Origin of the sequence: Pseudomonas chlororaphis subsp. piscium (assembly GCF_003850345.1) — a bacterium.
Taxonomy (GTDB): domain Bacteria; phylum Pseudomonadota; class Gammaproteobacteria; order Pseudomonadales; family Pseudomonadaceae; genus Aquipseudomonas; species Aquipseudomonas piscium.
In genome coordinates this window covers 6,531,456-6,544,216 of the sequence record NZ_CP027707.1, presented here as the reverse complement: position 1 = coordinate 6,544,216, position 12,761 = coordinate 6,531,456, and the positions used below count along the sequence as shown (strand labels likewise).

The window sequence follows — 12,761 nt, the reverse complement described above, 5'->3', positions numbered from 1 at the left end:
GTTAATAGGGCTATTGGTCTTTGCCGGGCAGGCGAGGATACTGGCGGCCGTTTCCCGTGACCCGAAGCCACCATGACTCTTAAAAGACTCTCTGTTGTATTGCTGGCCTGCCTGACGTTGTCCGCCTGCGGCGGTGTCGATCCGAACTCCCCGCTGGGTCAGCGCAAGGCGATCTTCAAACAGATGCTCAAGACCGGTGAAGACCTGGGCGGCATGCTCCGTGGGCGTATCCCCTTCGACGGCCCGCGTTTTACCGAAGGTGCGATCAAGCTGGACAACCTGTCTCACGAACCCTGGAAGCACTTCCCGCAGGTCAAGGAGCAGGAGCACAGCAGCGCGACTGACGATGTCTGGCAGAAGCAGGCGCGTTTCCAGGAACTGGCCCGTACCCTCGAGGCGGCCACCGGTGAATTGGTAGTCGCCAGCCAGGTCCAGCCGTACAAGGCCAGCAACCTGGGGCCGGCGGTGCAGAAAGTCGAAGATGCCTGCAGTGCCTGCCATAAAGAGTTTCGCGATCACTGATCCCGTCGCCTGAGGTGGCTGCGGCAGGCACATCTGCCGCGGCGGCTCGAACTTATTTGTCCAGTTCGTCGAGGGCTTCCTGCAATTCCTTGCGGGACTCGGCCAGCTTGTCCTTGCGCTTGTTGATCTTCTCGGCGTCGCCTTTTTTCATGGCCTTGTCCAGGTCGGTCTGACGCCGGCTGACTTCGTGCTTGGCTTCCAGCACCTTGTTTTCGCGTTCCTTTTTCAGCGAGGCGTCGGTGCAGTTCGCGGTGGCTTCGCTCAAGGCTTTTTCCAGGCCGGCCTGTTGCTCGCTGTTGCCGTGGGCCTTGGCCTGTTCGATCTGGGTGCTGATGGCTTGGCGCTTGGCGGCGCAGCCGGTGAGTTCCGGGGTCTGCTCGGCGGCCATCAGGGCTGGGGCTGTCAGGGCGAATGCGGCGAAGAGGGTGAGTGGTGCAAGAAATTTCATAAAGGCTCCATATGAAAAGATGAATAGCAGGAGTGGGGCGATGGGCTGTTTGAGCCATCTGCGTCCCCGGGGTTCAACACCGCCGGATGCAAAGGGGGGCTGCATTCCGTCGGCACACAATTTTTTATTCAGGTCGGGACCTGCGGATCACGGGAACAAAGGCTCGTCCGAAGCGGGTAATGGTAGCAAGCTCTGTGGGGAGGAAGGGGTAACCAATCCACCTCGCTGTTGATTCGTAGTGTGTCCGGCCGTTTCTGCAGCTTGGGGGAGGCGTGATGAGTGGTTCTTTCGCCAGCAAGGTTTGTCGAAAACCCTGCGCCACTGGCCTGAATCGCGGCCACAAAAAAGCCCCGCAAGGGCGAACCTTGCGGGGCTGCTTGGGGCTGCCGTGATTACAGGCTGGCAGCGGCGCGCAGGGCTTCGGCGCGATCGGTCTTTTCCCAAGTGAAGGTGGTGAAGGTGTCATCACCCACGGTCTTGGTTTGCGGGGTACGGCCGAAGTGGCCGTAGGCCGCGGTTTCGCGATACATCGGGTGCAGCAGGTCGAGCATGGTGGTGATCGCGTAAGGGCGCAGGTCGAAGATTTCGCGGACCAGCTTGATGATCTTGTCATCGCTGATCTTGCCGGTGCCGAAGGTGTTCAGCGAGATCGACGTCGGTTGCGCCACGCCGATGGCGTAGGACACCTGGATCTCGCAGCGCTCGGCCAGGCCGGCGGCAACGATGTTCTTGGCCACGTAACGACCGGCGTAGGCGGCCGAACGGTCGACCTTCGATGGGTCCTTGCCGGAGAACGCGCCGCCGCCGTGACGGGCCATGCCGCCGTAGCTGTCGACGATGATCTTGCGACCGGTCAGGCCACAGTCGCCGACCGGGCCGCCGATGATGAACTGGCCAGTCGGGTTGATGTGGAACTGGGTGTCCTTGGACAGCAGTTCGGCCGGCAGCACGTGCTTGACGATCAGTTCCATCACGCCTTCGCGCAGGTCTTTGTACGACACGTCAGGGTTGTGCTGGGTCGACAGGACCACGGCGTCGATGCCGACCACCTTGCCGCCTTCGTAGCGGCAGGTGACCTGGGATTTGGCATCCGGACGCAGCCAAGGCAGCAGGCCGGACTTGCGGGCTTCGGCCTGGCGCTGCACCAGTTGGTGCGAGAAGGTGATCGGGGCCGGCATCAGCACGTCGGTTTCGTTGCTGGCGTAGCCGAACATCAGGCCCTGGTCGCCGGCGCCCTGGTCTTCAGGCTTGGCACGGTCGACACCCTGGTTGATGTCGGGGGACTGCTTGCCGATGATGTTCATCACGCCACAGGTCGCGCCGTCGAAACCGACGTCGGAGCTGGTGTAGCCGATGTCGGTGATCACGTCACGAACGATCTGCTCCAGGTCAACCCAGGCCGAGGTGGTGACTTCGCCGGCGACGATGGCCACGCCGGTCTTGACCAGGGTTTCCACCGCTACGCGGGCGTGCTTGTCCTGGGCAATGATGGCGTCCAGCACCGCATCGGAAATCTGGTCGGCGATTTTGTCCGGATGCCCTTCAGACACGGACTCGGAGGTGAAAAGGGAGTATTCGCTCATCTCGACGGTTTCCTAAAATTTACCGATGGTGAGTGTTGCCAGCCGGTCGCTGAAAGTGGCGGACCTGGATCTGGAAACCATTACGTAAACCTACATACAGACTTTCTCCGGGAACCAGTCCCGCAGCGGTGGCCCAGCGGGCCAGATCGTCCTGGTCAAACCCCAGCCAGAGATCACCGCAGGCCTCCCTGGCCCAACTCTGGTTGTGGCTGCACAACTCTGTCACTAACAGGCTGCCGCCCGGTTGCAGCAAGCCGGCCAGGCGCTTCAGCGCATCGGCCGGCGCGGCGAAATGGTGCAGGACCATGTTCAGCACCACGCAATCGGCCGTCAGGCTCGCGCCATTCAATGCATCGGCCAGTTGCAGGCTGACGTTAGCCAGCGTTTCGCGTTCACAGACCTGGCGTGCCAGTTCGAGCATGGCCGGGCTGTTGTCCAACGCGGTCACCTGGGTGAAGCGGTGGGCCAGTTCCGGCAGGAAGCTGCCATCCCCGGGGCCGACTTCGATCGCCGTGGCGGTGTCCGTGAAGTTCAGTTTGTCGAGCAGTGCCAGCACGCTTTCGCGGTACTGGGGCAGTCCTGCGATCAGGTCCTGCTGGGCGCGAAACTTCTCCGCGACCCTTGAGAAAAAGTCCTGGCTGGCGGCCGCCCGCTGGCGGTGCACCAGGCCGATACGCGACTGCACTTCGCCGGGCAGCGTCAGGTTGTCCACTTCATCCAGCAGGGCGGCGTGCAGCCTGCCGCCCAGCAGTTCGGTGTGGGGCAGGGCGCGCCGGTAGAAGATCGCGTTGCCTTCGCGGCGGGTCGCCACCAGGTTGGCCTGGGCCAGGACCTTCAGGTGGTGGCTCATGCCGGACTGGCCGATAGCAAAAATCTGCGCCAGTTCCAGTACGCCGAACGAGTCGTTGGCCAGCGCGCGCAATACATTCAGCCGCAGCGGATCGCCGCCGGCCTTGCACAGGGCCGCCAGCTCATCGCAGTCATCATGGCTAATGGAGGGCGCGCGTAAATTCATAAGGCCAGCAGTCTAGTGATGCCCCCCCAACCTCGCAAGACCAATATCAAAAAGTTTTGATATTGCTCGATAGATGGCACTTAAACGCAGGTCGTTGTGTTCTACAGACGAGCTGCGGAATGGTTTCATCAGGCGATTGCCCCTTTATCGACCGGAAAAACGCTCTAGAGTGACTATCTGTCATTGCCCCCGGCCTACCGGCTGAGGGAAAATGCACGCCTTTTTCCGATTCGTTTTATTCAACTCGACTTAGATAACCCTCAGGAGATCAGCGATGCCAAGCCGTCGTGAGCGTGCCAACGCCATTCGTGCCCTCAGCATGGATGCCGTGCAAAAAGCCAACAGCGGCCATCCCGGTGCCCCTATGGGTATGGCGGATATCGCCGAAGTACTTTGGCGTGACTACCTGAAGCACAACCCGAGCAATCCATCCTTCGCCGACCGTGACCGCTTCGTGCTGTCCAACGGCCACGGCTCGATGTTGATCTACTCGCTGCTGCACCTGACTGGCTACGACGTCACCATCGACGACCTGAAGAGCTTCCGCCAACTGCACAGCCGCACTCCGGGTCACCCGGAATTCGGCTACACCCCGGGCGTCGAGACCACCACCGGCCCGCTGGGCCAAGGCCTGGCCAACGCCGTGGGCTTCGCCCTGGCGGAAAAGGTCCTGGCGGCGCAGTTCAACCGTCCCGGCCACAACGTTGTTGACCACCACACCTACGTGTTCCTGGGTGATGGCTGCATGATGGAAGGCGTTTCCCATGAAGTCGCTTCCCTGGCCGGCACCCTGGGCCTGGGCAAGCTGATCGCCTTCTACGATGACAACGGCATCTCCATCGACGGCGAAGTCGAAGGCTGGTTCACCGACGACACGCCAAAGCGTTTCGAAGCCTACAACTGGCAGGTGATCCGCAACGTCGACGGTCACGACCCTGAAGAGATCAAGACCGCGATCGACACCGCGCGCAAAAGCGAGCAGCCGACCCTGATCTGCTGCAAGACCACCATCGGCTTCGGTTCGCCGAACAAGCAAGGCAAGGAAGACTGCCACGGCGCGCCACTGGGCGCCGAGGAAATCGCCCTGACCCGCGCCGCGCTGAAGTGGAACCACGGTCCGTTCGAAATCCCGGCCGACATCTACGCCGAGTGGGATGCCAAGGAAACCGGTCGCGCCGTCGAAGCCGAGTGGGACCAGCGTTTCTCCGCCTATTCCGCCGAATTCCCTGAGCTGGCCAACGAACTGGTGCGTCGCCTGAGCGGTGACCTGCCGGCCGATTTCTCCGAGAAGGCCGATGCCTACATCGCCGAAGTCGCGGCCAAGGGCGAAACCATCGCCAGCCGTAAAGCCAGCCAGAACGCCCTGAACGCGTTCGGCCCGCTGTTGCCGGAATTCCTCGGCGGCTCGGCCGACCTGGCCGGTTCCAACCTGACCCTGTGGAAAGGCTGCAAGGGCGTCAGCGCCGAAGACGCTAGCGGCAACTACATGTACTACGGCGTTCGCGAGTTCGGCATGACCGCCATCATGAACGGCGTGGCCCTGCACGGCGGCCTGGTGCCTTACGGCGCGACCTTCCTGATGTTCATGGAATACGCGCGCAACGCAGTACGCATGTCGGCCCTGATGAAGCAGCGCGTGATCCACGTCTACACCCACGACTCCATCGGTCTGGGCGAAGACGGTCCGACGCACCAGCCGATCGAGCAGATCGCCAGCCTGCGCTGCACCCCGAACCTCGACACCTGGCGTCCAGCCGATGCCGTGGAATCGGCGGTGGCCTGGAAAAACGCGATCGAGCGCAAGGACGGTCCTTCGGCGCTGATCTTCTCCCGCCAGAACCTGCAGCATCAGACCCGCAATGCCGTGCAGATCGCCGAAATCAGCCGCGGCGGCTACGTGCTCAAGGACTGCGCAGGCGAGCCTGAGCTGATCCTGATCGCCACCGGTTCCGAAGTCGGCCTGGCGGTGCAGGCTTTCGACAAACTGACCGAGCAGGGCCGCAAGGTGCGCGTGGTGTCTATGCCATGCACCAGCGTGTTCGATGCTCAGGACGCCGGTTACAAGCAGTCGGTCCTGCCGCTGCAGGTCAGCGCCCGTATTGCCATCGAGGCCGCTCACGCGGACTACTGGTACAAGTACGTCGGCCTGGAAGGTCGCGTCATCGGCATGACCACCTACGGCGAGTCGGCGCCTGCGCCGGCCTTGTTCGAAGAGTTCGGTTTCACCCTGGAGAACATCCTGGGTCAGGCTGAAGAGCTGCTGGAAGACTAAGTCCGCCAGTCGCGTTGTCTGCTGTTCTTCGCGGGCAAGCCTCGTTCCTACAGATCATCGAGATCCGTAGGCGCGAGGCTTGCCCGCGATGACAATTGAACAGGCAACACGACAGTGATGGATTCACCCCGGTAATCGAGAACCCCATGCCTCAACCGCGTCCCTACAAAGTTGCACTCAACGGCTACGGCCGGATCGGTCGTTGTGTCTTGCGTGCCCTGTTCGAACGGGGGGCTGCGGCCGGGTTCGAGATTGTCGCGATCAACGACCTGGCCGACATGGCCAGCGTGGAATACCTGACACGCTTCGACTCCACCCACGGCCGGTTTCCCGGCGAGGTGAAGGTCGACGGCGACTGTCTGCATATCAATGGCAACTGCGTGAAGGTCCTGCGCAGTGCCACCCCCGAAGGCATCGATTGGGCGTCCCTGGGCGTCGATCTGGTGCTCGAATGTTCCGGTGCCTATCACACCCGTGAAGACGGCCAGCGTTTTCTCGACGCTGGTGCGCCGCGGGTGCTGTTTTCCCAGCCGATGGCCAGCGAGGCGGATGTCGACGCCACCATCGTCTACGGCGTCAACCAGGACTGTCTGACTGGCGCCGAGCTGCTGGTGTCCAACGCATCCTGCACCACCAACTGCGGCGTGCCGCTGTTGCGCCTGCTGGACCAGGCCATCGGTCTGGAATACGTGTCGATCACCACCATTCACTCGGCGATGAACGACCAGCCGGTGATCGACGCCTATCACCACGAGGACCTGCGCCGCACCCGTTCGGCGTTCCAATCGGTGATCCCGGTGTCCACCGGTCTGGCGCGTGGCATCGAACGGCTGTTGCCGGAACTTGCCGGGCGAATTCAGGCCAAAGCTGTGCGCGTGCCGACCGTCAACGTGTCCTGCCTCGACATCACGATGCAGACCGTGAGCGATACCGACACCGGCGAAGTCAACCGGATCCTGCGCGAGGCCGCCACCAGCGGCCCGCTCAAGGGCCTGTTGGCCTACACCGAGTTGCCGCACGCCAGTTGTGATTTCAACCATGATCCGCATTCGGCGATCGTCGATGCCAGCCAGACCCGTGTCTCCGGCCCGCGGCTGGTGAACATCCTGGCCTGGTTCGACAACGAATGGGGTTTTGCCAACCGAATGCTGGATGTTGCAGGACACTATCTGCAAACAGCTGCACCCAAAGCTGTCTCTTAACTTCCCGTTTCCAAAAAAACAGTAACCCAGGAATTGCGACCCATGACCGTGTTGAAGATGTCCGACCTCGATCTGCAAGGTAAGCGCGTACTGATCCGCGAAGACCTCAACGTCCCAGTCAAGGACGGTGTTGTCACCAGCGATGCGCGTATCCTGGCTTCGCTGCCGACCATCAAGCTGGCCCTGGAAAAAGGCGCGGCCGTGATGGTCTGCTCGCACCTCGGTCGTCCGACCGAAGGCGAATTCTCCGCCGAGAACAGCCTCAAGCCAGTGGCCGACTACCTGAGTCGTGCCCTGGGTCGCGAAGTGCCGCTGGTGGCCGACTACCTGGGCGGCGTCGAGGTCAAGGCCGGCGACATCGTGCTGTTCGAGAACGTGCGCTTCAACAAGGGCGAGAAAAAGAACGCCGACGAACTGGCCCAGCAATACGCCGCCCTGTGCGACGTGTTCGTGATGGACGCCTTCGGCACCGCGCACCGCGCTGAAGGTTCGACCCACGGCGTGGCCAAGTTCGCCAAGGTCGCCGCTGCCGGCCCGCTGCTGGCCGCCGAGCTGGAAGCGCTGGGCAAGGCCCTGGGCGCCCCGGCCAAGCCGATGGCCGCCATCGTCGCCGGCTCCAAGGTGTCGACCAAGCTCGACGTGCTCAACAGCCTGAGCCAGATCTGCGACCAGCTGATCGTTGGCGGCGGCATCGCCAACACCTTCCTCGCCGCTGCCGGTCACCCGGTCGGCAAGTCGCTATACGAGCCGGACCTGCTGGATACCGCTCGCGCCATTGCCGCCAAGGTCAGCGTGCCGCTGCCGGTCGACGTAGTGGTGGCCAAGGAGTTCGCCGAAAGCGCGATCGCCACCGTCAAGCTGATTGCCGACGTGGCTGCCGACGACATGATCCTGGATATCGGCCCACAAACCGCGGCGAACTTCGCTGAACTGCTGAAGTCGTCCAAGACCATCCTGTGGAACGGGCCGGTCGGCGTGTTCGAGTTCGACCAGTTCGGTAACGGCACCAAGGTGCTGGCCCAGGCCATCGCGCAAAGCGCGGCGTTCTCCATCGCCGGCGGTGGCGACACCCTGGCGGCCATCGATAAATATGGCGTAGCCGAGCAAATCTCCTACATTTCTACCGGCGGTGGCGCTTTCCTCGAGTTCGTCGAGGGCAAGGTGCTGCCGGCGGTCGAAGTCCTGGAAAGCCGGGCCAAAGCCTGAAGCCCCAATGGCCAGGCAAGGGAGTGTTCATATGGTCAAGACGTTACCGCTGTTGATCGTCGCGGGATTGCTGGCCGGTTGCGGTAGCCAGCCTGCCCAGTCGGAGCCCGATTCGGGAGAGCCGGAAAAAGGCTGCTATCAGGCCGACTGGCAAGCCGAGACCGCGCCTGTGATCAACAAGCGCATGGGGCCCGATGGTCTGGACAAGTACGAGACTCCAGCCAAGGCCAAGGAACATGGTTGCCCTTGACGGGTCTGATTCGATAACGCGCTGTGCTGGCGGCCGTGGGCCGTCAGCCGAGGAACACCGATGAAAGGCTTTATCGCCGTGGCTGCGCTGGGATTGCTGGCAGGTTGCGCCAACTTCGACCTGTTCAAGCCGGCCGAGACGGACAACTGGACGACCTGGGTGTGCGACAGCCAGGCGCAAGTGGTCTGGCGCTACACCGACAGCAGCCGCAAGGAAGTCGATGTGCGGCTGGGCGGGGCCGATCAGGTCTATCGCCTGAAGCTGGAGCCGAGCGGTTCCGGTTCGCTGTACAGCAACGACATGCTGGCGTTTCACGAAAAAGGTGACGAAGGCCTGGTTTACTGGGTCGCCACCAACGATTTGATCGGCCGCGGCTGTAAAGCGCCGTAGGCCGGGAGCCGATGCTGAGCCTGTAGGAGCGAAGCTTGCTCGCGATGAGGTCCTGACATTCAGCATGGATGTCGCCAGGCCGATCGCTATCGCGGGCAAGCCTCGCTTCTACAGGGATGCAGGGCTCGCAAGATTTGATGCAGTAACGAATCCGCAGGCCGGGCTGACCCCCGATCTGCAATCACTTGAATAGCAGTCGCCGCTACGGCAGGCTTGCACGATTAACGACCCTCGACCGGGAGAGATACACACAATGGCACTCATCAGCATGCGCCAGATGTTGGACCACGCAGCCGAATTCGGCTACGGCGTTCCAGCCTTCAACGTCAACAACCTTGAACAGATGCGCGCCATCATGGAAGCAGCTGACAAGACTGACTCTCCGGTGATCGTCCAGGCTTCGGCCGGTGCCCGCAAATACGCCGGCGCGCCTTTCCTGCGCCACCTGATCCTGGCGGCGATCGAAGAATTCCCGCACATCCCGGTGTGCATGCACCAGGACCACGGCACCAGCCCTGACGTCTGCCAGCGCTCGATCCAGCTGGGCTTCTCCTCGGTCATGATGGACGGCTCCCTCGGCGAAGACGGCAAGACCCCGACCGACTACGAGTACAACGTGCGCGTGACCCAGCAGACCGTGGCCATGGCTCACGCCTGCGGCGTTTCGGTAGAAGGCGAGCTGGGCTGCCTGGGTTCCCTGGAAACCGGTATGGCCGGTGAAGAAGACGGTATCGGCGCCGAAGGCGTGCTGGATCACAGCCAGATGCTGACCGACCCGGAAGAAGCCGCGGACTTCGTCAAGAAGACCCAGGTCGACGCCCTGGCCATCGCCATCGGTACCAGCCACGGTGCCTACAAGTTCACCAAGCCGCCTACCGGCGACGTGCTGGCCATCGACCGCATCAAAGAGATCCACAAGCGCATCCCCAACACCCACCTGGTGATGCACGGTTCGTCTTCGGTTCCACAAGAGTGGCTGGCGATCATCAACCAGTATGGCGGCGACATCAAAGAAACCTACGGCGTACCGGTTGAAGAAATCGTCGAAGGTATCAAGTACGGCGTGCGCAAGGTCAACATCGACACCGACCTGCGCCTGGCGTCCACCGGTGCGATGCGTCGCCTGATGGCCACCAACCCGAGCGAGTTCGACCCGCGCAAGTTCTTCGGCGCCACCGTAACCGCCATGCGCGACGTGTGCATCGCCCGTTACGAAGCCTTCGGCACCGCCGGCAACGCTTCGAAGATCAAGCCGATCTCCCTGGAAGCGATGTTCCAGCGTTACCTCAAGGGTGAGCTGAACGCCAAGGTCAACTAAGCCTTAGCGTTGAACGAAAAAGCCCGCAGCGATGCGGGCTTTTTTGTGCTTGTGCCAAACGCGCGGTCCCCTGTAGGAGCGAGCTTGCTCGCGATGGCTATAGATGCTGGAGTCGTTGGGTGCTCATAAATCGATGATGCAGTTCCATCCAGGAGCATGGGTAGGCTTCGACTCACCCCGTGGTGAACGCCTGTCCGGTAGCGTCATGAAGTTCAACTGCAAGACCGTCACAGTGGTAACCGACACCAGCCAACGCTGGAATATTTGGCCGCACTTGCTTTCACCGATCAAAAACGTACAAGCGGGGACGGTGGTGGATAGAAAACCACAAAAAATAAAGTAGCTGTGCCGCGAATGGCCTCCGCGCCAGCATGATTTGATTCCTCCCATCTCAGGCGCCGTCTGTCTGGATAGGTGGGGTTTATGGATCAGTTACACATAAACAGACAAAGCCTGACGACTAATTTAGAATCGCCGGCGGCCAACCAACGACAATAAAACACCTACGCTCGTGCAGGATTCCAGAGAGTGCAACACATTGTGAACCCTACTTCACCAACCGCAAATAATGAAAAGTTCAGACGCGACATCAATGGGCTGAGAGCCTGGGCTGTCGTGGCAGTGATGCTTTATCACTTCAATATTCCGGGGATCACTGGCGGCTTTATCGGAGTAGATATATTTTTCGTCATTTCAGGCTGGCTGATGACAAAAATAATCATCGAAGACCTCGAGAAGAAAAAAAGTAAAAACTACAGTTCGTTGTTATGGAGTTTCTACCTGGCAAGGGCGAAGCGAATCCTCCCAACGTTATTGATACTATGCGCAACATTACTGGTGGCAGGCTGGTTTTGCCTCGCCCCACTGGAATATGGCATTCTCGGTGAACACGCCATAAGTGCGGTTCTGTTTTTTTCAAATATCCAATTTCAACATGAAGCTGGGTATTTTGATTCCGCGTCTCACGAAAAGTGGTTGCTGCACACCTGGTCTCTGGCGGTGGAGTGGCAATTCTATTTAACTATTCCATTGGCACTGCTTGCAGCCTGGAAAATAAAGGCTGGCAGATCCCTCATCACAATCATGATCGTGCTCGTCTTCCTTATTTCTTTGGGCGCTTCGATACATTACGTGAGTGTGGACCCTAGCAAAGCTTTTTATTATCTTCCGATGCGGATCTGGGAAATGCTTGCGGGTAGTTTGACATTTTTGCTCGGAGCACATGTCAATTTCTCTTCGGTAAAACGTCGCGTAGTTGAAGTCATTGGTTTGACTTTTATTATTTTCAGCATCCTTGTATTCGACAAGAACACCATCTGGCCGGGCGGTCATGCTCTAGTGCCTGTATTGGGTACGGCTCTGGTATTAGTCGCCGCCCGTAATGACTCATTGTTTACCAATAACTTTGTTATGCAATGGTTGGGAACCCGCTCTTATTCACTTTACCTATGGCACTGGCCCGTGGTTGTGGGGCTGTACTTTCTGGAGTATCTGAACCTTCAAGCTGCTTTCATCGGACTAGGTATAACGATCATTCTGGGTCATTTTTCATATCGATTCATCGAGCAGAAGTCCCAGAAGGTGCTCGATAACAGAAGCCGTATATTCTCCGCCTCGATATTGCTCTCAGGAGTGCTTGCGGCACCCATTATCGGCAAAGTCATCGCGATGAATAGCGGATTCCCTAACCGACTACCGGAAAAATACGTGCAGATTTTGAGCGAGGCTCAAAATTTTCATCCACGCAGAACGCTGTGCCATGTGGGGGGAACATCGAAAACACCGGAGTGTACCTACGGAGGTGATCAACTTGGCGTGGTAGTCATCGGCGACAGTCATGCGGCGTCCATCATGACGGCAGTCGAAAATGCGCTGCCTGATAAGAAGCTGAACGTGCTGCACTGGACATTCAGTGCCTGCCCAACCTTCATGGGCGTGAAGCAGCTCAATACCTCTTGCGGTGAGTTTATCAGTTGGGCACTGGAAAAACAGAAAAGCCTGCCTTCCAATGTCCCCGTGGTTATCATGAATGAAACGTCTGCATATATACATGGATTTTCAGAAGGTCAGAAACCAACGGTGTATTTCGATAAACAATATACGGAACGAACGCCTGAGTTTTTGCACGAGATGCGAGAAGGCCTGATTAATGCAGCTTGTGAAATCGCAAAATATCACCCGGTGTTCATGGTTCGTCCAATTCCGGAAATGAAGTCCTCTGTACCGGCGGCCACAGCACGGGGTTTTTTGCTCGGGAAGAATAGCGGTACCTCTATCAGCATGGAGGAGTACCAAACGCGGAATGCGTTTGCCTGGGAGGCTCAGGACGCGGCAAGACAAAAGTGTGGAATCACTATTCTGGATCCCCTGCCGTATCTCTGCCACGATGGAAGGTGTTACGGTTCAAAGGATGAATGGCCCATTTACTACGATGATAATCATCTTAGTGAGCGAGGAGCCAGAATCGTTTCGCCGCTGTTTCGAGACGTGTTCAAGGACTATCCACGTTCTTCCCAGGCAAAATTGTCTCAATGACTCGAGGTCAACTGATATCG

The 12,761-nt window shown here is 59.6% G+C and carries 12 protein-coding genes; 9 read left to right on the top strand and 3 right to left on the bottom strand.

Going from position 1 to position 12,761, the window contains the following annotated elements:
- Positions 1–72 precede the first annotated feature (72 nt).
- The gene (locus tag C4K38_RS29795; RefSeq protein WP_053281238.1) at positions 73–522 is read left to right on the top strand and encodes a c-type cytochrome; all 450 of its coding nucleotides are present in this window, start codon (positions 73–75) and stop codon (positions 520–522) included.
- Between the two features lie 52 nt (positions 523–574).
- Here the strand turns inward: C4K38_RS29795 and C4K38_RS29790 are convergent, their stop codons facing one another.
- The 3 genes from C4K38_RS29790 to C4K38_RS29780 all read right to left on the bottom strand — a co-directional run bounded on the left by C4K38_RS29790 (position 575) and on the right by C4K38_RS29780 (position 3,568).
- Positions 575–970: a DUF1090 domain-containing protein gene (locus C4K38_RS29790; protein WP_053281237.1), complete on the bottom strand. Its 396-nt coding sequence runs from the start codon at positions 968–970 to the stop codon at positions 575–577.
- Between the two features lie 392 nt (positions 971–1,362).
- Positions 1,363–2,553 carry a methionine adenosyltransferase gene (gene metK, locus C4K38_RS29785; protein WP_009051273.1) on the bottom strand — a complete coding sequence of 397 codons (1,191 nt, stop codon included), beginning with the start codon at positions 2,551–2,553 and terminating at the stop codon, positions 1,363–1,365.
- 19 nt (positions 2,554–2,572) lie between these two features.
- Positions 2,573–3,568, bottom strand: a complete 996-nt coding sequence (locus C4K38_RS29780; protein WP_053281236.1) for an ArsR/SmtB family transcription factor — start codon at positions 3,566–3,568, stop codon at positions 2,573–2,575.
- A gap of 274 nt (positions 3,569–3,842) precedes the next feature.
- On the opposite strand from C4K38_RS29780, the gene tkt reads away from it, so the two are divergent.
- The 8 genes from tkt (at position 3,843) to C4K38_RS29740 (ending at position 12,741) form a co-directional block, all read left to right on the top strand.
- A complete protein-coding gene (tkt, locus tag C4K38_RS29775; protein WP_053281235.1) occupies positions 3,843–5,840 on the top strand; it encodes a transketolase in 1,998 nt (665 codons plus the stop codon).
- Between the two features lie 146 nt (positions 5,841–5,986).
- Positions 5,987–7,042 (top strand): erythrose-4-phosphate dehydrogenase, encoded by a 1,056-nt coding sequence (gene epd / locus C4K38_RS29770; protein ID WP_053281234.1) that lies wholly within the window; start codon positions 5,987–5,989, stop codon positions 7,040–7,042.
- A 42-nt stretch (positions 7,043–7,084) separates the two neighbouring features.
- Positions 7,085–8,248 carry a phosphoglycerate kinase gene (locus tag C4K38_RS29765; RefSeq protein WP_053281233.1) on the top strand — a complete coding sequence of 388 codons (1,164 nt, stop codon included), beginning with the start codon at positions 7,085–7,087 and terminating at the stop codon, positions 8,246–8,248.
- Positions 8,249–8,279: 31 nt separating this feature from the next.
- Positions 8,280–8,498 carry a hypothetical protein gene (locus tag C4K38_RS29760; RefSeq protein ID WP_053281232.1) on the top strand — a complete coding sequence of 73 codons (219 nt, stop codon included), beginning with the start codon at positions 8,280–8,282 and terminating at the stop codon, positions 8,496–8,498.
- A 60-nt stretch (positions 8,499–8,558) separates the two neighbouring features.
- Entirely contained in the window at positions 8,559–8,888 is a 330-nt protein-coding gene (locus C4K38_RS29755; protein ID WP_007922315.1) for an MliC family protein, read from the top strand.
- A 253-nt stretch (positions 8,889–9,141) separates the two neighbouring features.
- Complete coding sequence (gene fba / locus C4K38_RS29750) at positions 9,142–10,206, top strand: class II fructose-bisphosphate aldolase (RefSeq protein ID WP_003229012.1); 1,065 nt, start codon at positions 9,142–9,144, stop codon at positions 10,204–10,206.
- Positions 10,207–10,309: 103 nt separating this feature from the next.
- A complete protein-coding gene (locus C4K38_RS29745) occupies positions 10,310–10,549 on the top strand; it encodes a hypothetical protein (RefSeq protein WP_197678041.1) in 240 nt (79 codons plus the stop codon).
- Positions 10,550–10,734: 185 nt separating this feature from the next.
- The gene (locus C4K38_RS29740) at positions 10,735–12,741 is read left to right on the top strand and encodes an acyltransferase family protein (protein WP_053281231.1); all 2,007 of its coding nucleotides are present in this window, start codon (positions 10,735–10,737) and stop codon (positions 12,739–12,741) included.
- Positions 12,742–12,761 lie beyond the last annotated feature (20 nt).